The 22804-nt window shown below is 67.3% G+C and carries 20 protein-coding genes; 7 read left to right on the forward strand and 13 right to left on the reverse strand.

Annotation, left to right across the window (positions count from 1 at the left end):
* Positions 1-69 precede the first annotated feature (69 nt).
* Together FXN65_RS24790 and FXN65_RS24795 are read left to right on the forward strand one after the other, a co-directional pair.
* Entirely contained in the window at positions 70-540 is a 471-nt protein-coding gene (locus tag FXN65_RS24790) for a prepilin peptidase (protein ID WP_151137390.1), read from the forward strand.
* A gap of 123 nt (positions 541-663) precedes the next feature.
* A complete protein-coding gene (locus tag FXN65_RS24795) occupies positions 664-1428 on the forward strand; it encodes a response regulator transcription factor (RefSeq protein ID WP_151137393.1) in 765 nt (254 codons plus the stop codon).
* A 150-nt stretch (positions 1429-1578) separates the two neighbouring features.
* Here the strand turns inward: FXN65_RS24795 and FXN65_RS24800 are convergent, their stop codons facing one another.
* From FXN65_RS24800 to cpaB, 9 genes are read right to left on the reverse strand one after another with little or no spacing between them, the layout of a single operon-like run.
* A complete protein-coding gene (locus FXN65_RS24800; RefSeq protein WP_151137395.1) occupies positions 1579-3336 on the reverse strand; it encodes a TadG family pilus assembly protein in 1758 nt (585 codons plus the stop codon).
* An 8-nt stretch (positions 3337-3344) separates the two neighbouring features.
* Positions 3345-3623 carry a DUF3613 domain-containing protein gene (locus FXN65_RS24805; RefSeq protein ID WP_151137397.1) on the reverse strand — a complete coding sequence of 93 codons (279 nt, stop codon included), beginning with the start codon at positions 3621-3623 and terminating at the stop codon, positions 3345-3347.
* Entirely contained in the window at positions 3620-4369 is a 750-nt protein-coding gene (locus FXN65_RS24810; RefSeq protein WP_151137399.1) for a tetratricopeptide repeat protein, read from the reverse strand. The genes FXN65_RS24805 and FXN65_RS24810 overlap by 4 nt, the downstream gene beginning before the upstream one ends.
* Positions 4366-5277, reverse strand: coding sequence for a type II secretion system F family protein (locus FXN65_RS24815; RefSeq protein WP_151137401.1), 912 nt, complete (start codon positions 5275-5277; stop codon positions 4366-4368). Before FXN65_RS24815 ends, FXN65_RS24810 begins: the two co-directional genes overlap by 4 nt.
* Position 5278: 1 nt before the next feature.
* Positions 5279-6163 carry a type II secretion system F family protein gene (locus FXN65_RS24820; RefSeq protein ID WP_151137403.1) on the reverse strand — a complete coding sequence of 295 codons (885 nt, stop codon included), beginning with the start codon at positions 6161-6163 and terminating at the stop codon, positions 5279-5281.
* Positions 6160-7431 (reverse strand): CpaF family protein, encoded by a 1272-nt coding sequence (locus FXN65_RS24825; protein WP_151138951.1) that lies wholly within the window; start codon positions 7429-7431, stop codon positions 6160-6162. Before FXN65_RS24825 ends, FXN65_RS24820 begins: the two co-directional genes overlap by 4 nt.
* Positions 7431-8597: a pilus assembly protein gene (locus FXN65_RS24830; RefSeq protein WP_151137405.1), complete on the reverse strand. Its 1167-nt coding sequence runs from the start codon at positions 8595-8597 to the stop codon at positions 7431-7433. Before FXN65_RS24830 ends, FXN65_RS24825 begins: the two co-directional genes overlap by 1 nt.
* Positions 8598-8604: 7 nt before the next feature.
* Entirely contained in the window at positions 8605-9807 is a 1203-nt protein-coding gene (locus FXN65_RS24835) for a type II and III secretion system protein family protein (protein WP_394351258.1), read from the reverse strand.
* Positions 9808-9847: 40 nt separating this feature from the next.
* Entirely contained in the window at positions 9848-10762 is a 915-nt protein-coding gene (gene cpaB / locus FXN65_RS24840; protein WP_342212755.1) for a Flp pilus assembly protein CpaB, read from the reverse strand.
* Between the two features lie 405 nt (positions 10763-11167).
* On the opposite strand from cpaB, the gene FXN65_RS24845 reads away from it, so the two are divergent.
* Both FXN65_RS24845 and FXN65_RS24850 read left to right on the forward strand, forming a co-directional pair.
* Positions 11168-11356: a Flp family type IVb pilin gene (locus FXN65_RS24845; protein WP_317890030.1), complete on the forward strand. Its 189-nt coding sequence runs from the start codon at positions 11168-11170 to the stop codon at positions 11354-11356.
* Between the two features lie 72 nt (positions 11357-11428).
* Positions 11429-11842, forward strand: coding sequence for a response regulator (locus FXN65_RS24850; protein WP_151137411.1), 414 nt, complete (start codon positions 11429-11431; stop codon positions 11840-11842).
* A gap of 177 nt (positions 11843-12019) precedes the next feature.
* On the opposite strand, the gene FXN65_RS24855 is transcribed toward FXN65_RS24850, so the two are convergent.
* Together FXN65_RS24855 and FXN65_RS24860 are read right to left on the reverse strand one after the other, a co-directional pair.
* Positions 12020-13690: a ShlB/FhaC/HecB family hemolysin secretion/activation protein gene (locus FXN65_RS24855; RefSeq protein ID WP_151137413.1), complete on the reverse strand. Its 1671-nt coding sequence runs from the start codon at positions 13688-13690 to the stop codon at positions 12020-12022.
* A gap of 76 nt (positions 13691-13766) precedes the next feature.
* Positions 13767-15125, reverse strand: a complete 1359-nt coding sequence (locus FXN65_RS24860; RefSeq protein ID WP_178119395.1) for a collagen-like triple helix repeat-containing protein — start codon at positions 15123-15125, stop codon at positions 13767-13769.
* On the opposite strand from FXN65_RS24860, the gene FXN65_RS28065 reads away from it, so the two are divergent.
* From FXN65_RS28065 to FXN65_RS24870, 3 genes are all read left to right on the forward strand, one after another.
* Entirely contained in the window at positions 15072-15830 is a 759-nt protein-coding gene (locus FXN65_RS28065; protein ID WP_178119396.1) for a hypothetical protein, read from the forward strand. The genes FXN65_RS24860 and FXN65_RS28065 overlap by 54 nt on opposite strands.
* A gap of 188 nt (positions 15831-16018) precedes the next feature.
* Entirely contained in the window at positions 16019-16465 is a 447-nt protein-coding gene (locus FXN65_RS24865) for a DMT family transporter (RefSeq protein ID WP_151137417.1), read from the forward strand.
* Between the two features lie 85 nt (positions 16466-16550).
* Positions 16551-17717 (forward strand): GGDEF domain-containing protein, encoded by a 1167-nt coding sequence (locus FXN65_RS24870; RefSeq protein WP_151137419.1) that lies wholly within the window; start codon positions 16551-16553, stop codon positions 17715-17717.
* A gap of 507 nt (positions 17718-18224) precedes the next feature.
* Here the strand turns inward: FXN65_RS24870 and FXN65_RS24875 are convergent.
* Complete coding sequence (locus tag FXN65_RS24875) at positions 18225-20156, reverse strand: methyl-accepting chemotaxis protein (RefSeq protein WP_151137421.1); 1932 nt, start codon at positions 20154-20156, stop codon at positions 18225-18227.
* 135 nt (positions 20157-20291) lie between these two features.
* Positions 20292-22574: a peptidoglycan glycosyltransferase PbpC gene (gene pbpC, locus FXN65_RS24880; RefSeq protein ID WP_244620778.1), complete on the reverse strand. Its 2283-nt coding sequence runs from the start codon at positions 22572-22574 to the stop codon at positions 20292-20294.
* Positions 22575-22804 lie beyond the last annotated feature (230 nt).

Below are 22804 nucleotides of genomic sequence, written 5' to 3' on the forward strand. Positions count from 1 at the left end.
ACCGCCTTCCGAAGATTCGGCTACACAGATAGCAGCATAGAAGGACTTCACGGACGCACCGGATATTTCATGTCGGCCCTCCCCCTGCTGTTCTGGACCGCCCTCTGCGCCCTGCAGGATCTCCGGCAGCGGCGCATTTCCAACTGGCTCACCCTGGGTGGTGCCACGGTCGCCCTGCTCTATCTGCTGCTGAACGAACGGACCCTGCTGGGCGCATCGCCGGCCGAGGCCTTCAATGCTGCCGGTCTCGCCCTGCTGCTGACCCTGCCCGGCTGGTGGCTGGGCAAGCTGGGCGCGGCGGACGTGAAGCTGCTGCTCGGCATCGCCTTGTGCAGCCACAGCCTGTTCGTCCTCTACTGCCTGGCCGGCGCGGGGCTGGCCTACCTGGCCTGGGCCGGGCTGTCGCGCCCGCTCTGGCCCGTGCTGCCAGCGGGCTTGCGCAACGCCCTGGTACAGCTGGCGCCGGAGCGCGCCCGGCGCTATCCCTTCGCCCCCTTTCTGTTCGTCGGTTCGTTGGCATCGCTAATTCTGACGAACTGACTGGCACTGATATGAAAGTGCTATATCTTTCGTTAGCAGTGCACCGCCGTACCAACTCCCGCTTGCCGGGGTGGGGGGTCGCGACAGCAAATGGCCAGGACCGCATTTTTTGGAAGGCTGGATATGGATTCGCAACCTTGCACCCTGCTTGTCGTGGACGACGACGAAGCCATCGTCGTCGAACTCCAGGAGTTTCTCGAAAGCTGTGGCTACAACTGTATCGGCGTTACGTCCGGCCGCGAGGCCATCCAGCGGTTTCGTGAAGACGCCAGCATCGGCATCGTCCTCTGCGACCTGCACATGCCGGAGCTGGATGGCATTGCCCTGGTCCAGGAGCTGGAAACCATCAGCACGCCGGGCCATGCCTTCGAGGCCATCATTTTCACCGGCCAGGCCGAGCCCCGCGATGTGATCGAAGCCATGCGCGCCGGGGTCGCCGACTACTACCAGAAGCCCATCGACCCGGAGCAGGTGCTGCGCGCCGTACGCCGCCTCGAAGAGCGCCTGAATCAGCGCCGCCGGGACAACCTGGAACTGGCCCAGCTGAACAACAAGCTGCGCACCCTCGCCGAGTCCATCGACGAGCTGTACCACGACATCAACAAGCGCCGCCGCGGCCCCATCGACCACACGCCACCGGCGATGGAGGGCATGGAGATGGGCGTGCAGCCGCCGTTCGACAAGCTCTCGCCCAGGCAGCTGGAAGTGGCCCGGCTGGTGGGCAAGGGCATGACCAACTACCAGACCGCCTGCGAACTGGGCCTGACGGAAAACACCGTGAAGCTCTACGTGTCGCAGATCCTGCGACTGACCCACATGCACAACCGCACCCAACTGGCCCTGGCCATGGCCCCACCCAGCCGGCGCTCGCATCAGGTGGCGCATTGAGGGACACCGCGTGATGGGTATCGCTGCGCTCCCCCATCCTGCGAACCTTGACGCCCCGGTAGGGTGGGCTTTAGCCAACGCTGGCCTCCGATGGTGGGCTGTAGGGGCGAATTCATTCGCCAGGCAGAACGCAGTTCTGCCTTACCCGGCTCAGAGCAGCAATTGCGGGGCCGAGGTATCCAGGTCGATCAGGCGCACGTCGGCATAGCCCAGTTCGACGCCCAGAAGCCTGAGCACCGGCTCGAGCAGGGTCTTGCCCAAGGTGGGGATAGCCAACTCAAGCGCCTCCTTGACGGCGGTTCCCAGAATTGCGCTCGTCAGCGGGTCCAGCAGGGTGGTGACTCCCGAGATGACGCAGTTCAGGAACTTCAGCCCGACGCAGTTGCTCTCCACGCCCGAGACGCTGACGGTGAGATTCCCGACCAGATCGCTCAGTCCATTGCCAAGCGCGTCGCCCGCAGCACTGCCCGCCCGCCTCGTCTGCGGGAGCTGGCTGCTGCTGGCCAGATCGAATTGCAGATCCTGCGCCGCGGAGTTGGCGACCTGGGTCTGCGAACTGATGTTCACCGATACCCCGACCCAGTTCGGCGCCAATGTCACCGACACTGGATTGAGCGTGGTTTGAGGGCCGCCAAGCGACTGGAATGTCCCCAGGCCCAATGACGCGATACCTGGCTGAGCCTTGATTCCGACGCTCCTCTGGCCCGGCAGGATGCTTCCGCAGTCGACCCGGTCCAGGGCCGCCCAGCCTTCCGCCACATTCAACGCCAGCCCCAGGTTGACCGTCACCACACCTATGACGTCCAGATTGGAACTGGCCTCCAGGCGCACCTGCGCCGTACTGACCTCCGTCTTCCAGTTGCCATTGGCATCCCTGCCCGGCTCGCCTATGGCGATCTTCGGCGGTTCGACCACGTAGAGCTTGAGGCCGACGTTGGCCAGGCCGACGAGATTGATCCCCAAGCCCACGTCCACCGCATGGGCCTTGTTGGCGAGGAATGCCAGGGCGGTCACCAGGTCGAGGGCGCTGAGGTCGGTGCGCAGCGCCTGCTCGCCGCCGCCGGCGGGGGTGACCACATCGAGGATGTCCGCCAGCTTCACCTGGGTGGCGCCAAGGCTGACGTTGGTGAGGCTGTTCAAGCCGTTGCGCACGCCCACCGCAAGGGTTTCGCGCGAATTGGCGGCGCCGACCGTGGCGTCCAGCACCTGGTCGAGGGTCAGCGTGGTGTCCAGCAGACGGTCCACCTCACCGGCGGAAAGGTCCACCTGCGCGGCCGGAGGCAGATAGCGGTTGAGTTCCAGCAGGTTCAGCCGGGTATTGGCCAGGCCGTCGTAGGAAGCCGCGTCGAGGGTCAGCGTGGTGCCGAGCATCTTGCCCAGCAGCGCATCGAGCACGGCCGATTGCTGGGGGTCCAGGGAAGCCAGCCCACTGCCGAGGGAGAAGGCCGCCAACGCCGGGCGCTGCGCCACGGCCACGGCCTGGAGATTCACCCGCTCGCCCCAGAGCCCGCCCAGCACCAGGCTGGCGGGCACCTCCTGGTTGGCCAGTACCCGCACCGCTTCGGCGCGCATCGCGGACGGCGTGAACACCCGCCGTTCCTCCGCGCCGTCCAGCGACACATAACCGAGGCCGACGCTGTTCTTGCCGGCCGAAAGGCTGGTGCCGTAGCCATGCCGTGCCGCCGCCACGTTGGCCATCGTCACCACCTCGGCAGCGTTGGTGGTGCCGCAGAGCCCGGAGCGGGACGCGCTCTCCATGGCCGCCATGTCGGCCACCCGCTGCAGCTTGCGCTTCTCGTAGTAGAGACGTCCGGCATCCACCGTCAGCGCCAGCATCATCAGGGCCATCAGCAGCACCATGGTCGCCATCAGGCCGATGGCGCCACGCTGTCGTCGCAGGCTGTGCATGTCGGGACTCACTCGCTCGACGACGACCCGCCGTCCACGGACATGCTGTTGCCGTAGTAGCGCTCGGGAATGGCGAACTTGTAGCTCTCCAGCCAGCGCTGGCTGGCCAGTTCGCGCTCGGCTGCGGTGGCGGTCTGCGCATGGCGCGAAGCCTGGCTGCCTTCGCGCTGGATGCTCAGCCACTGCTCCGTCAGGCGGTGGCGCTCGTGCCGCGCGTGGCGGGCGTCTTCAGCCGCCTGCGGCCCCGCGCAGGCACCCAGCAACAGGATGGCGATCCAGGCTTTCATCGTCCCACCTCCCCGCCCGTGTCGGGCTCGGCCTTGTGCACCTGTGCCAGCAGCGGTGCGTCCTCCCTCGGTTGCCGTGCCGCCAGCGGTGCGGTCAGCCCCTGGCGTTTCATGTCCCGCGCCCGTTCCTCGGCCTGGCGCACCAGGTCGGCGGGCAGGCGCAGCCGCGACACGAGGTCGGCGGCCTGCTGGTACTGCTCCTGATAGAACAGCAGCGACAGCAGGTTCTGCGCCGGCAAGGCGCTGTCCTGGTCCAGTTCAAGGGCGGTGAGGAACTCGAAGCGGGCGTCATCCAGCCGCCCTTCCCGCAGCAGCACCAACCCGAGGTCGTTGCGCACCTTGGCGTCGGTAGGGGACAGGCGCAGGGCTTCGCGCAACTGCTCCAGGGCTTCGCGCTGGTTGCCGTCGGCCGCCGCGAGCTGGCCCAGGCCGTGGTGCCCCTCGGCGGCAAGGCAGGTGCCCAGCAGACTCCGATACAGCGGCGCGGCCTCGTTGCGGCCCAGGCTGCGATAGATGCGGGCCTGGCGCAGGCGCACTTCCGGCAGGCTGGAGGGCAATGCCTGGAGATGGGCCAGGGCCGCATGGGCGCGACCATCGGCAGCCATGTCCTTGGCCAGGTTCAGCGCCAGTTCCTGCTCCGCCGTCGGTTGGCCGCACCCCCCCTGCGCCAGCCAGCCGACCTGGACCGGCGCGTTGGTGCAGCCGCCCAGCAGGCCCAGCGCGAACAGCATCAGCATCCTTCTCATCGCATCCCTCCCATTCCGCCCATGGCCCGGCTGATCGCCACCAGCCCCGGCCCCGCCAGCACGATCAGCAGGGCCGGGAACAGCAGCGACATCATCACCACCGCCATCTTCGCGGAGAGCTTGGAGATGTACTCCTGCATCCGCGTGAGGCGACGGTCGTCCAGGAGTTTCTTCAGCGCCAGCAGTGACGCCATGGCACCACCGCCCTGGCGCACCAGCTGTTCGAGAATGGTAAAGCTGTCGGTCAGCTCATCCACCTCCAGCAACCGCGCCAGCTTGCCCAGTTCCTCGCCCAGTTCCAGGCCGGAATCCACGTGCTGTAACAGACCTTGCAGCTCGGCGGTCAGCACCGGCATCAGGCCGCGACCGTCCTGGCTGAGCACCCGCAGCGCCTGTTCCACGGTGAGGCCGGCCTCGAAGAGGATGCGCACCATGGGAATGAACACCGACAGTTCCTGCTGCAGGGCGTGCTGGCGGCGCAATGCGACAATCGCCAGCACCCGCTTGGGCAGCAGCAATCCGCAACCGGCGGCCAGGAAGGGCACCAGCCAGGAGGGTGAAGGCGGTTCCTCGAGCAGCGACTGCCCGAGCAATGCCAGGCCGACCATCGCCAGCGGCGCGCCGATCTGGCAGGCGAGGAACAGGGTGCGCCGGCTGGAACGACGCCAGCCGATGCGGTTGAGCAGCCGCTGGGTTTCGCCGTCCAGGCTCAGGTAGCGCTGCGCCAGGCGACTGCCGCCGAGGCGGCGCACCAGGCCCTGCCAGCGATCGTCCGCCAGGTGCCCGGCCAGCTCCTGCCCCAGCAGCCGCTGATGCACCCGCACGCGGCGCTGGCGCTCGCCCACGAGGCCGGACACCAGCAACACGGCAGCCAGGCCCAGCAGGACGGCGAACAGGATCAGCGCCATCTCACACGCTCCTCAACATGCGCCAGAGGACGATGCAGCCCAGCACCTGCATGGCGAAGGCCGTCAGCAACATGCGCTGGCCGCTGGCGTCCATCCACAGGCTGAGCAGGTAGCTGGGGTTCACCGCCAGGATGTAACCGGCCACCGAAATCGGCAGGATCGCCAGCACCACGGCGGTGAAGCGGGTTTCTCCGGTCATGGCGCGCAACTGGCGGGCGATCTGTTCGCGCTCGTGGATGACCTTGATCAGGTTGCCCAGCAGCTCGCTGGCACTGCCGCCGTAGCGGTGATTGACCCGCACGCCGAGGGCGAGGATGCGCAGCTCTTCCTGCTCGAACAGATCGGCCACCTCCTGCAGGGCATCGGGCAGGCCGACGCCCAGCTGCACATCACGCGACACCCGCGCAAGCGCGGCGCGCAGCGGATCGGGCGAGGCATCGATGGCACGCACCACGGCATCACCCAGGGTGCGCCCGGCGTGCAGGCTGCGCACCACCTGGTCGAGCAGCTGCGGCAACTGTTCCACCATGCGCTTCACCCGCTTCCGATAGCGCCAGCCCAGCCAGGCACGCAGCCCCAGCGGAACCAGCGAGACGACCGCCAGCGCCGTTATCCAGCCCCCGGCCAGTGCCGCCAGCAACGCGGCAAGCAGCCAGAACGTCAGCAGCAGGCCGAGCCGTTCGCGGGGCAACTCCAGGCCGGCGCGCAGGAAGGCGCGCTCCAGCCAGCCCGCGCGGCTGGAGCCCGGTTCGGGGGGCGCCAGGTCCTGACCCAGGCGCTGCAGGACGCGTTCTTCGCCGGACTGCCGCCAGCCCTTGTGCAGCAGCGCGCCGCCCAGGGCGAGCAGCAGACTGCAGAGCAGGCCAAGCAGCAGCGGCGCGCTCACCGCGCGGCTCCCACGTCCTGGCGCAGTTTCTCCCCGGCCGGGTTCGCCGCCTCGCTGATGAAGCGGCCGCTGGCCCGGTCGAGCCGGAACAGGCAGTTGGTGACATAGACGTCATCGCGCACGCCGACCACTTCCACCACTTCGCTGATGCAGCGCCGGCCATTGGGCAGGCGGGTGAGCTGGACCACCAGGTCGAGGGCCGCGCAGATCATCTGCCGCAGGGTGCGCTCGGCCACCTGGCGGCCGGTCAGTCCCACCAGGGTTTCCAGGCGCAGCAGGGAGTCCAGCGCCGAGTTGGCGTGCACCGTGCTCATGGAGCCGTCGTGGCCGGTGTTCATCGCCTGCAGCACGTCGAGCACTTCGACGCCCCGGATCTCCCCGAGGATGATGCGGTCCGGGCGCATGCGCAAGGCGTTGCGGATCAGGTCGCTGGCGGCCACTTCGCCACGCCCCTCGGCATTCGGCGGACGGGTTTCCAGGCGCACCACATGGGGATGGTTGAGCTGCAGTTCGGCGGTGTCTTCGATGGTGACCAGGCGCTCATGGCCGTCGATCAGCAGGCTCATGACATTGAGCAAGGTGGTCTTGCCGGTGCCGGTGCCGCCGCTGACCAGGATGTTGCAGCGCTCGCCCACGGCGCGGCGGATGAACTGCAGCATGGCTTCGTCCAGGGACTGGTAGGCCAGCAGGTCGGAGCTCTGCAGCAGGTCCTTGCGGAACTTGCGCACCGAGATGCAGGGGCCGTCCAGGGCGATGGGCGGGATGATGGCGTTGACCCGGCTGCCGTCCGGCAGGCGCGCGTCGACCATGGGGCTGGACTCGTCGAGGCGACGCCCCAGCGGTGCGAGGATGCGCTGGATCACCCGCAGCACGTGCTGGTCGTCGATGAAGCGCAGATCGCTCTGGTGCAGCACGCCCTCGCGCTCGATGAAAATGCGACAGGGGCCGTTGACCAGGATCTCGGTGACGCCGGGGTCGCGCAGCAGCACTTCCAGCGGGCCGAAGCCGGTCAGTTCGTCCACCAGTTCCTCGGCCAGGCGTTCCATTTCATAGCGCGAAACGGCCAGGTGATGGCGGCCGACGAACTCCACCACCTTGTCGATGACGTACTGCGACACCGCACTGCGCACGCCTTCGAGGATGTTCACGCCGTCTTCGTCGATGGCGTCGATGATGTAGCGGTGCAGCACCAGCTTCAGCCCTTGCGGGTCGTTGTGACCGAGCTGGGTGTAGCGGGCGGCGCCGCCGAACAGGCTTTCGCCGCTCATCAGCGGACGCTCCACAGGCGCTGCCAGGGCCGCGACTTCGGCTGCTCGATGCATGCCAGGCGTTCTCCCAGCCCGCGCAGGCGCTGGCTGAGGCGTTCACGGGGGGCCAGCTCGAACAGGCTGCGGCCCTGGTTCTTGGCGTTCATCCGCAGTTCGGGGCTGTTGGGCAGGGTCTCCGCCACCGGCAGGTTGAAGGAACGGGCCAGCACTTCGGGCTCCGGCGCCACCCCGCGCAGGTGGCGGTCCACCAGCAATTGCGCGTGCTCCAGCTTGACCCCCGCGTCGCGCCAGCGGCCCAGCAGTTCGATATTGCGGCGGCAGTCCGGCACGCTCTGGTCGGTGCACCAGAGGAACTGGTCGGCGTTGCCGACGAGGATGCGCAGCGCATCGCTGTCGGGCTGGCCCACCAGATTCACCACGATGTGCTGGAAATGCTGGCGCAGGGCGCCGAGCAGCAGGTAGAGCTCGGCGGCGTTGATGCGCTCCAGGGTTTCGCCTCCGGCTTCCTGCACCAGCAGGCGCAAGCCATCGGGATGGCTGCCGAAGGCGCTGTCGATCAGCGCGGCGTCGAGGCGGCGCAGGTTGCGCAGGGCATCGGCGAAATGGAAGGACGCCTCCAGCCCCAGCAGAGCCAGGCTGTCGCCCTGGGGCTGGCCGAGGTCGATCAGCAGGGTGCGCTGGCCGCATTGCTGGATGGCCAGGGCGAGATGCGCCGCCAGCAGCGCCGCGTCGGCATCCTGCTGGCGGCTGAACAGCGCGGTCATGCGGCCGGCGTTGTGATTGGGCAGCACGCTCGGCATCCGCTGTACCAGGCGCCGCACCAGCCCGGCCACCTCGCTGGTGCGCGCGCCATAGGCGATGAAGTCGCGGGCGCCGGCACGCATGGCATTGAGCACCAGCTGGTTGTCCAGGCCGTCGCCCATGGCCACCACCGCGAGCATCGGACGGGCCGCCAGGGCGCCTTCGATCAGCGAGGTCTGGGCCACCAGGTTGTCGCGGTCCAGGCCGACGAAGAGCAGGCTGGCGCCGGTGACTTCGATCAGCCCGAGCAGTTCGTCGAGGGCGCCACGGCCCGCGCTGAGCACCTGCCCCAGCGGCGTCAACGCGCCCTGCAGCCATTCCAGGTCGGCGTTGTTGCGGGTGAAGGCGAGGAAGGTCTGGCTCATGACGGCCTCATTCGGACAGCCCGGCACGGCGGTCGAAATCGCCGCGCTCGTTCAGGTAGAAGTCGAAGAAGCCCGGGTCGTAGCGGCGCAGCTGCTCGCCAGGCAGTTCGGGCAGTTGCGCGTCCACCGCCAGCGGTTGAACCAGGTGCGGGGTGACGATCATCAGCAACTCGCGGTCTTCGCGGTCGATCTGCGAGGAGCGGAACAGCGCGCCGATCACCGGCAGGTCACCGAGTCCGGGGAACTTGTCGATGTTGGCGACATTCTGGCTGCTGATCAGGCCGCTGATGACGAAGCTTTCGCCGTCGGCCAGGGAAACGCTGGTGTCGGTGCGCCGCACCTTGAGCGCCGGCACCTGGGTGCCGGCGATGCTGATGCCCGAACTGAAGTCCAGTTCGCTGACTTCCGGCGCCACCTTCAGGGAAATGCGCTGACGGCCGACCACGGTAGGCGTGAGGGTCAGGCGCACGCCGAATTCCTTGTACTCGATGGTGATGTCGTCGCCGTCGCCATTGGGCACCGGCACGGGAAACTCACCGCCGGCCAGGAAGCTCGCGCTCTGCCCGCTCAGGGCCACCAGGCTGGGCTTGGCCAGGGTGTAGGCGAAGCCGCTGTTTTCCAGGGCGTTGATGAAGCCCAGCACCTTGCTGCTGCCCCCGCCCCAGATGATGTTGAAACCGCCGGCGGGGTTGCCGAAGGTGCCATCGAGCCCACCGCCCGGTGTCACCGAGATGTTGTTGAGGCTGCCCGGCGCGCCGAGCACGAAGAGGTTCGAGCCCTGGCGCACCAGGGAGGTGCTGGCCTGCTTGAGCTTGCCGCGGCTGACTTCGACGAAGCGGATGTCGGTCTGTACCTGGCTGGGCACCGGGTCGGCCTCGCGGGGTTCCTCCAGGGATTGCGCCAGTGACGCACTGGCGGTGCCCTCTACGTAGACCAGGCTGCGGCGCGGCTCGCGGCTGCAAGCGGTCCAGACCATGAGGCTGGTGGCGCCAGCGTGCTTGCCGGTTATGAGGAAGGATTGCTTGTCGGCCAGTTGCACGTCGGCCACTTCCGGATCGCCCACGGCCAGGCGGGTGATGGCCAGCGGGTAGCTCATCAGTTCCTGGCGCCCCTGCCCCACCTCCACCACGCCGGGCGCCTGGCCCAATGCGTCGCAGCCCGGCGCCGCCGACGCGGCCAGGGGCGCGCAGCCCAGCAGAGGAATGATCATGCATGCGATCCGGCGCTTCATCGGGGCGTTCCTTGCGGTATCAGGGGATCTGGCGGGTCAGCTCCGCGCCACGGTAGACGGCGACTCCCGGCCCCTTGCCGGCGGAAACCACCACCGGAGCGGGCGCCACGACGCGGCGGGGAGCCGGCGCCGCATTCAGCGACTCGAGGGGAATCAGGTTGCGGCTGGCGGCATCCACGGGCATGGCGCTCAGTTCGCCGGTCTGGTAGCGCTCCAGCAGGCGTTCGTCGGCGCTGCGCACCGCCAGGCGCAGGGAACCGGCCTGGCTGGCCAGCATCAGGCGGGTCACCTGAGTCTCCGGCACGGCCAGCACGGCGGTGCTGGCTTTGCGGGTTTCCACCTGCTCGCCCTCCTTGGCCGGCTTACTGGCCCGGCCGTCGGAGTCGGGCCCCAGGTTCTCGCCGAAACTCAGCAGCCGCAGGGCCGGCACCGCCACCTGGGCGCTCGGCTGGCCGCCCTCACCGCGCAGGAACAGCAGCACGTCGACATAGTCGCCCGGCCGCAGATGGCCGCCGCCGCCCACCACTTCATCCACCGGCACGGCCACCGCGCGCTCGTCCGCCCGGATCATGTGCGCCAGCGGGCCACCGGCCTCGAAACTGGCCGGCCCGAGCCAGCTGCCGGCGGGCACCGGCGTCCAGGGCCGGCGGCCAATCACGTCTTCGACCTTGCTGAAGCTGCCCGGCGGGGCGATGCGCAGCTCTTCGACACGCAGGTCTTCGGCGGTGACGGCCACGAACGGGCTGAGCTCCCGGGCCGCGACCACCACGGGGGTACGCAACTTGTCGGCAGCATCGGAGGTGAGGCTGGGGGTTTCGCTGGATGCGACCGGCTCGGCCGTCTGGACGGCCTGCGGCGCGCTGCTGAGCACAACTCCCCAGTATCCGGCCAGCAACGCACCCAACAGCAGCACTGCGGCCAAGGCAATGGTCATTCGGCTACTCATCTGGCACTCCCTCTGCCGTGAGAACTACAAGCCCCTGCGTGTGGGGGCATCTTCACCTGGCGGCCGGCCAGCAACCGCCTCTTCCACAATCTGTCACCCGCCCTGCAAATCTGTTTAGCAGAAGTTTTCACCCTGCAAGAAAAAAATCATTCTGCGGCTTCGATAAATATTCCCATGCGCACAAAGCCTCCCCACACATATATACAAGTGCTACTTATATATGCATAAGGACCAAACTTTGGGTGTGCAGCACCCACTTCTGGGTGAAAGGCTACTGTGGCGGAAAACTATAACCTTGGTATTAATGCTTTCTTACATTTGCATTCGCCAAAACTCTCGACGACGCTCAGCTTGCCTCTGGCAGAAAACCTACACGGCAAGGAGCTTTCAACCATGTCCCTGATGTCTCTGATCAAGAAATTCAAGAAGTTTTCGAAGGAAGAAGAGGGCGCATCCGGTATCGAATACGCAATCGTCGCAGCAATGGTTGCAGTCGCGATCATTACATTCAGTCCTGGTATCAAGAATGGCGTATCTGACACGTTCGAGGCCATCAGGGACAGCTTCGTAGCTACTCCATAAGCAGCATCCGAAAGTTATCTGTCCGATCAATAAAAAACGGACCATGCATTAACTCGGCAGGAGGCCTTTCCAATGTCCTCTACTCCCCTGCTGCGACAGCAATTGCTCCTGGTCGACGATGAAGAAGACATCCTGCTGGAACTGGCGGAGATGCTCGAAGGCGAAGGCTTCTATTGCCATACCGCGACGTCCGTCAGGAGCGCCACCGAGCTGTTGCTGCTCCACCCCAATATCGCCCTGGTCGTCACCGATCTGCGCATGCCCGAAGAAAGCGGGATACGCCTGATCCAGCGACTGCGCGCCCACACAACCAAGCAGCACCTGCCGGTAATCGTGACTTCCGGCCATGCCGACATGGACGACGTGATCGATGTGCTGCGCCTGCATGTCATCGACTTCTTCCGCAAACCCATCTACCTGGAACGCCTGGTGGAAGTGATCAAGGCCCAGTTCCCCCAGCCGCATCTGAAGCTGGTCAGCAATTGAACCTACCGACTCGATAGAAGAAGGCTGCCCGGGACGGCGGCCTTTTTCATTGCTCGTTTCGCTGCCCTCCAACTGGGTAGGGCGCGCCGCACACACCACCGGCGTTCCCGGCGCCCCTCTTGCCGCAATCCAGAATCAGCGCCGGTGCGCATGGCGCACCCCGTCCATCCGTTCCGCCTACAGCTGGTAACTGAAACTCAAGGTCACCCGCGGGCTGCGGTTGTGGCTGTCGAGGGCTTCGTCGGACATCGGCTTGGCCACTTCCAGGGCGACGTTGTAGTAACGCGAATCCCCCAGGCGCAGGCCGGTGGCCAGGGACGACAGGCGTGATCGGGCGATGGGCTGTTCGTTGAACCAGGCTTGTGCGGCATCCACCACCACATAGGGCTGCAACAGGCGTAGCCACTGCCCCTCGCGGCGGTGGCTGTAATTCAGCTCATAGGCCGCCCCCCAGCCCTTGTCGCCGGATGCCTGGTCGCTGGGATAACCACGGCCGAAGTTCTGCCCGCCGAATACCACCTGCTCGGCGTCCGGGAGGTTGTCCTCGCTCCAGTAGAGCGCCGCGGACAGCACGCCTTGCCAGCGCTCGGCGAAGCGATCGCTCTGCACGCCGGACAGGCGCAGGCGGGTGAATTCGACGTCGAACAGGCCGTTGTCGGTGCGCGCGCCGAGTGCATCCAGGCCCCGATACAGGCCAGCGCTGATGATGCGCAGACGGCGGTCGTCGGAGCGGTTCCAATCGCCTTCGAAGGCAAGCGCACGCAGGTCGGTATCGGCGTCGATGCTGAGGGGGAAGCCGACCACGTCATAGCGCACCCGATCGTTCACCCCGTACAGGCGGGCGCCGAGGCTCAGCCATTGTTTCTGCGCGGCGATGAACGGATGGCTGACGCCGATGGAGAGGCGGTCATTGCTCAGGTGCCGCTCCAGCTCCAGGCCGTTGGCCAGGCGCAGATCGTCCCCCGGCTGGCTGCGGTAGTGGGAGCCGTAGAGGTTCAGGCGGGTTCCGTCGCTGCCCAGGTACTGGCTGTAATCGAGCCGGTAGTAGCGCTCGTCATCCTCGCCGGGCGGTGCCAGCACACTGAAGCTGACCTGCTCGGCCAGGGCGGTCTGGGCATTGCTGGAAAGGCCCAGCACGGCCTGGGCGCTGCCCCGGTTGTCTTCGCTGAAGTTGAGGCTGCTGGTCCAGGGCTTGCGCTTCGCCTGGATCTGCAGATGGCTGGCGCCGTCGGTGGTGGCCGGCGGCGGAACCCGTGCGCTCAGGGTGACGCCGGGTATGCGCCCCATCAGGCTGGTGTAGCGCTCGAAGGTGGCGCGTTTCAGCGGGCGCTCGGTCTGCAGGCGCGCCGCCAGCTTGTCGACGTGGGCACGCGCGGCACCGATGTCGCCCTGGAACTGGTAGTCCTTCACGTAACCTTCCACCAGCACCACCCGCACCCGCCCCTGCTCGAACCCTTGCACCGGCAGGAAGGCGTAGGACAGCAGGTAGCCGTCCTCCTGGTAGCGCCGCGTCACGCTGCGGGTGGCTTCGATCAGTTCCGCGAGGCTGACGTCGCGGCCGACGAAGGGCTGGTAGACCGCCTTGAGCTCGGCGAAGGGGTAGACGCTGCCTCCCTCGATCTTCACTTCGCGAACCCTGACGCGAGTGTTCAGTTTCAGTGGCTGCGGCTTGGCGGCCTCAGGCAGTCTGAGGGCGGGGGAGCGAGGCCGGTAGGCGTCCGCCGGAAGGTTGGGCGTGGGTAGTTGGCGTTCGATTTCGTTGCTGTTCAGGTACACCGGATTCTGTTGCGCCTGGGCCTGGTTGAGCACCACGCAGCCAAGCGCGAGCAGTACTGCTGAAGCGCGCATGGGGTCACTCCCTGATCGCGTAGCCGGGATTTACAGGAGAGCGCCGGGCCCCGGAATGGAGCCCGGCGAAAGGCGGTCAGTTGCCCTGGCCACCCAGCAGGCCGCCACCGAGGGTGCCGGTCAGGCTTCCGGAAACGGTGCCTTGCAGCGACACACCCAGGTCACCCACGGCCCCGCCACTTGCCGATCCACCTTCGAGCAGGGTGCCGACCTTTTCGACCACCTGGCCGGTGCCGCCGACGGTCTGTCCGACCTGGCTCACCACCGGGTTGCTGCTGGCGACGTCCACCTGCTGGCCAAGGCTGCTCACCGCACCACCGACCTGCTGCACCAGGTTGCCGGCCGGGTCGCCCAGACCGCTTGCGTCGCCCACGGACTGGGTCGCGGCACCAACCGTCTGCACCACCGGGGTCAGCGCGCCTCCCACATCGCTGGTGAGCGCCGCGACGGGCGCACCAGCCGGGTTGTTGGTCACGCCGTCGCCGCCTACCAGGGTGCCGAGGGATGCCACGGTCTGCCCGGTTTCCACCACCGCACCACCCGCGGCGCTGACCAGGCCATTGCCGCTGCCGGCATCCAGCCCGCTGCCGGCCCCGGCCACCACGCCACCGGCGGTTTCCAGCAGGTTGTCCACAGGCGCGGCGAGGCCGGTCTGCTGGCCGATCTGCCCAGTGGTAGCGGCCACCTCGCCGACCAGGGTGTCCAGGCCCGCCTGTGGGCTGCTGCCGCCTTCCGCCTGATCGAGCAGGCCGCCACCGGTGGAGAGGGCGTCGCCAGTCTTCGCCAGGGTGTCACCAACAGCCTCGCCAAGGGGGTTATCGACACCATCGGCCACCTTGTCGCCGACGGCCCCGAGGGTTTCCCCAGCCTTGTCCAGCAGACTGCCCACAGGCTGGTCCAGGCCCGTAGCGCTGCCCAGCTTGCCGGTCACGCTTTCGGCCAGGCTGACCACCGGCACCAGCTTGTCACCGACGGCTCCGGTAACGTCGCCCAGCGGGCCACTGGTGGCAGCGGTGTCCAGGGTGTTGCCAAGCATGGAGACCTGTTCGCCAACACCGTCCACCAGGGTGCCGGCCTTGTCCACAACACCGCCGACGGTACCGCCAAGCACCGGCAGGTGCTCTATGGCCGATGAGTCGGAGACGGCCTTCACGCCATCGCCCAGCGCCGAAACGCCGCCGCCTACTTCACTCACGGCCTCACCCAGGCTGCCCACTGTGGTGCCCAGGGCGTTGCCGTCCTTGCCCAACTGGCCGACGCCATTCTGGATGCCATCCCCCAGGCTGTCGGTGGCCTGGCCGACCGAAGACACCAGGTCGCCCGCCCCGCCAGTGAGGTCCTGGTTGCCCGCGAGAGGGAGATTGCCGACGGCCTGGCCCGCTTGATCGACGGCATTACCGGCGCCGGACACGATGCCGCCAGCGTCCTGCAGCACTTCGGCGGTCACCAGGCTGGGAGACGTAGTTCCGCCGCCAGTGCCACCGCCAGTACCCCCACCGTTGCCTCCGCCGGTACCGCCATCGACGACACCACCACCCGTGCCGCCTCCCGTACCGCCGCCAGTACCACCATCGACGACGCCACCGCCAGTGCCGCCTCCGCTACCACCGCCGGTTCCACCACCGACGCCGCCGGTACCTCCGCCAGTGCTTCCGCCGGTACCGCCATCGACGACGCCACCACCTGTGCCGCCTCCAGTACCGCCGCCCGAGCCGCCACCCACACCACCGCCGGTACCGCCGCCAGTGCTTCCACCGGTGCCACCATCGACGACGCCACCACCCGTGCCGCCGCCAGTGCTTCCTCCAGTTCCACCACCAACACCGCCGGCACTGCCGGTGCCTCCGCCGGTGCCGCCATCCACGACGCCACCACCCGTGCCACCGCCGGTGCCATCTCCCGTACCGCCAGCCCCCGCATCTCCACCATCAGCGCCCGCGTTGGCATCGGCGGGTGCATCGCTGCTCGCGCTGTCGACGAAGCTCTTCGAGCCCCCGCCGCCACTGCTGCAACCGGTCAGGGAGAACACCATCGCCAGGGTCAGGGCAGAGCCCAGGTTGATCCAGTTCGTCTTGTTCTTCATATGCGTCCCTATCTCGTCTTGCCTAGTCGCCGGGGCCCCTCAGCCCCGTACTTCTGAGGTCATGACAGATCAGTGAACCGCCCTAGACAATCTTCGACTTGGTATTAACCGTTTCTATAAGGCACGCTGAATCCCACGGCTGGCGCGGGTTTCAGCGCTTTCTGGACGTTCGGGATGCAACCAGTGCGCGCGCGAAAGAGCGCCTCGGGCATACTAGGCGCCCCCTCGAACCCATGGAGATCGCCATGCCCAAGGCCTGGTGGCTGCTCGCCCTGCCCTTCGTCGCTGGCGCCTTCCTGCCGCTGCAGGCGGGTATCAATGGCCAACTGGCCAAACAGATTTCCAGCGTCATGAGCGCTGCCCTGGTGTCCTTCCTGGTGGGCACCCTCGCCCTGCTCGCGGTGGTGCTGATACAGCGAGAAATGCCGACCTTCGAGGCGCTCAAGGGCGTGAGCTGGTGGCAATGGGGCGGCGGCCTGCTGGGCGCGGTGTTCATCGCTACCGCCGCCTTCGCCGGTCCGCGCATCGGCGCCCTGCTGTTCATGACGCTGGTGCTGGCCGGGCAACTGAGCATGGCGCTGATGCTGGACCACTTCGGCTGGGCGGGTTATCGCGAGGCGCCTGTCAGCATCGGCAAACTGGCTGGCCTGGCGCTGATCATCGGCGGCGTCTGGCTCATTCGTCGGGGATGAACGGCACCAATATCAACTTGATGTCATTGCGTTGGCAGAACGACTAAGCTCAGCCGACCTCTGCTGTATCTGTGATCACAGAAAGATGACCGACGCCGACCTCCCTCATTCCCCGGAGCGTTTCAGTCTCTGGCGCGAAGTACAGGACACCCGTTCGCGCACACGACTCGGCGGCGTCTATTACCTGCTGGCCTGGCTGCTGTGCTGGCAGTTCAGCGCGGCGCCGCTGCAGCACCTGGCCGTGGGTTCGATCGGCAGTGCGTTCTTCGCACTGTTGCTGGCGGCGCGGCTGCTGCACCGTCCCCCCGAAGCGGGCAGCGAGACCGAACTGCAGCGCTGGCTGGACCGCCACTGGGGCGTAATCCTGGTGTCGTCCGTTGGCTGGGGCCTGGCCCACGGCTGGGTGCTGTTGGCCCCCGACTTCCAGCCTTCCCGCCTGATCGCCACGCTGGCCACCGTGGCCTTCAGTACCGCGATGACCTTCAACTTCTCCATGCGCCGGCGCCGTGCAATCATCGCCATCCTGATGCTGTACCTGCCGGGGCTGCTGGTGCTGGCGGTATCGCCGGAGGGCACGCGGGCCGAGCTCATCACCCTCGCCTTCTACTTCAGCTACCTGCTGCTGGCGTTGAATCGCAGCCACCGCGAATACACCAACATGCTTGCCCTGGAACTGCAGCTGCTGGAGCAGCGCCAGCGTCTGGATATCCTCAGCCGCACCGACGGCCTGACCCAGCTGGGCAACCGCTACCAGTTCAACAACCTGTTTCCGGCCATGTGCGCCAGCGCCCAGCGCCATGGCAGCGAGCTGTCGCTGCTGCTGATGGACATCGATTTCTTCAAGCGGATCAACGACGAGCACGGCCACAGCGTAGGCGATGCCTGCCTGCGGGCATTCGGCGAGCGCATGCGTGAATTCTTCCGTCGCGACAGCGACGCCCTGCTGCGCCTGGGCGGCGAAGAGTTCGGCGTGCTGATGCCCGACACCAGCATGGAGCAGGCCCGCCAGCTGGCCGAGCTGTTCCGCGAGGACCTGGCCAACCGTGGCTTCGAGCTCGGCGGCCAGCACCTGCCGGTGACCGCCAGCCTGGGTCTGGGCCGCCTCGACGAACGCGACGGTGGCAGCGCCGAGGCCTTCTTCAAGCGCGTGGACGATGCACTGTACCGCGCCAAGGCACTGGGGCGGGACAGGTTGGAAATGGCGGGAGAGGAACCCGGTCCAGCGTCCATCTCGCCGGGTGGCTCGTCCTGAAAAGGAACGGGTGATTCGTTCGCAGTGGTGGTGATTTCAATCTGCGCTGACGTTGAAGTGACAGGCCAAAAACGGAGTTCCAAGCTTTCGCGCCAACCTGCTCCCCCTCACCCCCGCCCCCTCTCCCTGAAGAGGAGAGGGGTGACTCGCGCCGGCAAATTCAAAGTCATCCTGAAGCCCATACGCCGCCTGAAGCTGGGCAGAAGCGGTGGGGCAGCGAGCTCGCCCCTTCAGAAGGCCGAGCGGAATCGTTGCAAAGGGGGACGAGCGGCATGGATGCCGCGAGAGGCGTGTGGGGCCATGGATGGCCCCTCGCGCCACGCCCCCGGCGCAATGATGGAGGGAGGGAACCCCGGCGAAGCCGCGGCCGGATGCAGGGGCAAGCCTTTTGGTTCCTTTTTGTGGGCGGCATTCCGACGTTTGAAAAAGGGACTCGCCTGGGAAGGCGAAACCAGAAACAGCCGCAAAACTCGGCAAGCAGCTTGGCTCAGAACTTTACAGCTCCACTCACAACCTGAATTTGCCCACTTGCTGCGCCAGGTCGCCGGCCAGGCGGCTCAGGGTCTGGCATTCCTCGCGGCAGCCGCGCACTTCGCTGGCGGTGGCGTGGGCCAGGTCGGCGATGCCCTGGACATTGCGGTTGATTTCCTCGGTCACCGACGACTGCTCTTCGGTCGCTGCCGCCACCTGGTGGTTCATGTCGCTGATGCGCTCCACCTGATCGGTGATGGCGCCGAGGGACGTGCCGGTGCGCTGGCTGGCCTCGACGCCCGTGCCGGTGGCAGCCTGGCCGGCGTGCATGGAATGCACCGCGGTTTCAGCGCCGTGCTTGAGACGCTGGATCATCTGCTGGATTTCGTCGGTGGACGACTGGGTGCGGCTGGCCAGGGTCCGTACCTCGTCGGCGACCACGGCGAAGCCCCGGCCCATCTCGCCTGCGCGGGCGGCTTCGATGGCGGCGTTCAGCGCCAGCAGGTTGGTCTGTTCGGAGATGCCACGGATCACCGCCAGCACCTGGTCGATGGAAGCGACATGGCTGGCCAGCTCACTCACAGCCGAAGCCGCGACGCCGATCTCGTCGGACATTTTCTCGATATGGCCCACCGACTCGCCCACTACCTGGCGCGCCTGCAGGGATTCATCGCGGGCGTTCTGCGAGGCATGGGCGGCGGCGCCGGCGTTGCGGGCGATTTCCTGCACCGTGAGGCCCATCTCGTGCACGGCGGTCGCCACCATGTCGGTCATTTCCTGCTGCTGGCCGGCGCGGGTCGCGGTGTTGTCCACCACCTGCGCCACCTGGCCGACCACCTTGTGCAGGCGCTGGCTGGTGTCCAGCACTTCGCCGATCAGGCTGCGCTGGCTTTCCAGGAAACGATTGAAACCACGGGCGAGGTCACCGAGTTCGTCCGCGCGGCCTTCGTCCAGGCGACGGGTGAGGTCACCGCCACCACCGCCGATTTCCACCAATGCCGCGGTGACCTGGCGAATCGGCCGCACCAGCCCACGGGCCAGCACCACCACCAGGAGCAGGCACAGCGCGAGCACGCCGAAACCAGCGAAGCTGCTGGTCACCATGGCCTTGCGTGCCTCGGCGTAGATTTCCGCTTCCGGCACTTCGCTCACCAGTTGCCAGCCGAGGCTTTCCAGCGGACGGGACAGGGCGAGGTAGTCCTCGCCATCACGGCTGAAGCGGATGGCCTTGCCACCGGACGCCAGCAGCCCGGAGGCGGAGTCGGTACCGAAGACGTCGGCCAGGCGCGCGCTGCCGTTCAGGGCAGCGTCCGGGTGGACCTTGATGTTGCCCTCGTTGTCCATCAGGAACACCCGGCCGCGCTCGCCGAAGCGGAAATCGCGGATCATCTCGGACATGGACTGCAGGCTGTAGCCCAGGCCGGAGACGCCAAGGGTTCTGCCGTTACGGCTGATGCGCTGGTTGATGAACAGGGTGGGCAGGCGGGTGCCCTTGTCGATGTCGATTTCCAGCACTCGGTTACGGTTGCTGTCCACCAGCCGGTAGAACCACTGGTTCTCCGGCTGGCTGCGGGAAATGGTGCGCGCCAGCCCCTGGCCCGTGTAGTAGTGGCCGCTGTCCATCACGGCGATGGAGGTGGTCGTCGCGTTCTGCTGGGCGCGCACACCCTCCAGGTAGCGGGCGAAAGCCTCGGCGCGGGCCGGGTCCTCGCCTTCGGCGAGCCAGTCCTGCACCAGGGCGTTCTCGGCGATGCTGGCGTTGGCCGTGATGGGCGCGGCCAGGGTGCGCTCCAGGGCATTGCCGATGGCCTGTACGCGGGCGGGCAAGGCTTCATCCAGCAGGAAACGTTCGGTCAGGCGGTTCATCAGTACCGAGTAGATGCCGATGACGATAAGGATGCCGGCGAGCAGGGCCGCGCCCATGCTGAGGATCAGCTGCCACTGAATGCTGCGTTGCCAGAGGCGCATGGAGTTGTCTCCTTGGGAGTTCTTGTTGGAGGCAGGACGAGGGAACGAATAATTGTATACAAATTGTTCGACAATTTTCCCATCCATTGCCAACAACTCATATCGGCGCCCAATGCAAAAAACTTGAACGCTCAGTCAGTCCGTGACGGCGAACTCCAGACGAGCGGTCTGCCCGGTTTCGTCCAGTACGCTCAACTGGTGGCGGCCGCTGCGCCGGAACTCCTGGTTGAAGCTCTCCTCCGCAGATGTGGCGGTGAGCGGTGCGCCATCGAGGAACCACCAGCGCCGGCCGCTGCCACCGAGGGTGGAGAGCTTGAGGCGCAGGGGCTCGGCGCTGCCGGACGGACGGCGCAGCTGGTCGCCCTCGCGCACGCCGACGATGGACAGCGGCGCCGCGGCCGGCGGCAATTGCGGCGGGCAGGCCGGGTCTACCAATGGCAAGCGCGCGGCACGCCGTTCGCGACGGGGCAGCCAGGGTTCCAGTGGCGCCGGCCAGAGCACCAGCTCGCGCGCCTGGGCGCCGCTGCAACCGGCGGCCACCTGGCGGCCTTCGGTATTCACCCACAGCGGCTGGCGCAAGCCGAGCCCGAGGGGCTGGTCGGCAGCCAGCAGGGTCGGCGGCGTGGTGCCTTCGAGCGTCCAGGCAAAACGCTGGCGGCGACAGTTGGGGTCGCCCTTGGCCATGGGCTGGCCGAGGGGCCAGCAGATCGCGGCCACGCCGACTTCCGGCGGTTGCGGGTCCACCGGCTGGGCGATGCCGCGCTGGGTATCGCGATTGACCAGCAGGTCGTGCACCTGCAACAGCAGGGGCGCGGCCGAGGCCAGGCCGAACTGGCCAGGTACCGGCGTACCGTCGGGTCGGCCGATCCAGATGCCGATCAGATGACGCGGCCCGACGCCGATGGCCCAGGCATCGCGGAAGCCGTAGCTGGTACCGGTCTTCCAGGCCAGCACCGGGCGCTGGGTCAGGCGTGCACGCGGATCGCGGTCCGGGCGCGCCTGACCGGCCAGGATGCGACGGATGATCCAGGCGGCGCCGGGGGACAGCAGGCGGCGTTCCTGCAACGCATCCTGGGGCTGCAGGCGCAGATGGGCGACGCGCCCCTGGCGGGCGAAGGCGCTGTAGCCGCTGACCAGCTCTTCCAGCCTGCTGCCGGCGCCGCCGAGAATCAGTGCCAGGTTCGGCTCGCTGGCCGCCGGCAGCACCAGCGGCACGCCGACATTGCGCAGCTCGCCGGCGAAACGCTTCGGGCCGTAGGCCTCCAGCAATTGCACTGCCGGCAGGTTGAGGGACATGCCCAATGCCTCGCTGGCGGACACCGGGCCGATGAAGCCGGCGGCGAAGTTGCCGGGGCGGTAATCACCGTAGCGCCGGGGCACGTCCTGCAAAAGGGATTCGGAGTGGATCAGCCCGGCATCCAGGGCCATGCCGTAGAGGAACGGCTTGAGGGTGGAACCGGGCGAGCGCAGCGACTCGACCATATCCACATGGCCAAAACGGCGTTCGTCGGCGATGTCGACCGAGCCCAGATAGGCGCGCACGGCCATGGTCTGGTGCTCCACCACCAGGATGGCCGCCGAGGTGCGTTCCGGCAGGCGTGCGCGCCAGCCCAGCAGCAGGTCTTCCAGGCGGCGCTGCAGGGCCGCGTCGAGGGTCGTGCGGATCAGCGGCGGGCTCTTGGAGGTGTTCAGCCGCCGCGCAAGCAATGGCGCCAGGCTGGGTTCCTGGCGCGGCGCCAGGAGCACCGGTTCTTCCATGGCTTCCTTCACCGCGCCTTTGGGCCAGACGTCGAACTGCGCCAGGCGCCGCAACACCTTGTCCCGCGCGGCCTGGGCAGCTTCGGGGTGACGGTCCGGGCGCAACCGGCTTGGCGCCTGGGGCAATACCGCCAGCAGTGCGGCCTCGGCCCGGGTCAGCTGCGAAGGTGGCTTGCCGAGGTAGGCCCAGCTGGCGGCGGCCACGCCCTGCAGGGTGCCGCCAAAAGGCGCGCGATTGAGGTAGAGGCCGAGGATCTCGTCCTTGGACAGATGCCACTCCAGTTGCGCGGTGCGCCAGAGCTGGCGCAACTTGCCGGCAAAGGTGCGCGAGTGCGGATCGAGCAGCCGCGCCACCTGCATCGACAGGGTGCTGCCCCCGGAGAGCACACGCCCGCTGGTGAGGTTGAGCCAGGCTGCACGGACCAGGGCCAGGGGGTTCACCCCAGGGTGCTGGTAGAACCAGCGATCCTCGTAGGTCAGCAGCGCCTCGAGGTAAAAGGGCGACACCTCGTCCTGGCTGATGGGGTAGCGCCACACGCCATTGGCATCGGCGAAGCGCCATAGCGGCGTGCCGTCCTCGGCCAGGACCACCCGAGCCAGATCGTCATCCGGCAGGGGCAGCGGGAACAGGCGGTCCGCCGACCAGGGCAGCGCCAGCATCAGCAGCGGTATCAGCAACAAGGGCCGGCGCAGGACGCGCCAAGGGCGGCCAGACCCTATCCACGCCGTCCTGGCGGATTTCGGGTCGACCTGGGGGGGCTGGGCCATGTCTTCTCCAGGGCAGGGCCGAATCAAGGGGCAGATGGTCGTCCCATCCGGGTTTCACTACAAGTCGCCGTGCTACGCGAGCGAGCCGTCATCACACCGTCAGTCAAATTTCCGACTCCAAA

It is taken from the genome of Pseudomonas lalkuanensis, from assembly GCF_008807375.1.
Classification (GTDB): domain Bacteria; phylum Pseudomonadota; class Gammaproteobacteria; order Pseudomonadales; family Pseudomonadaceae; genus Metapseudomonas; species Metapseudomonas lalkuanensis.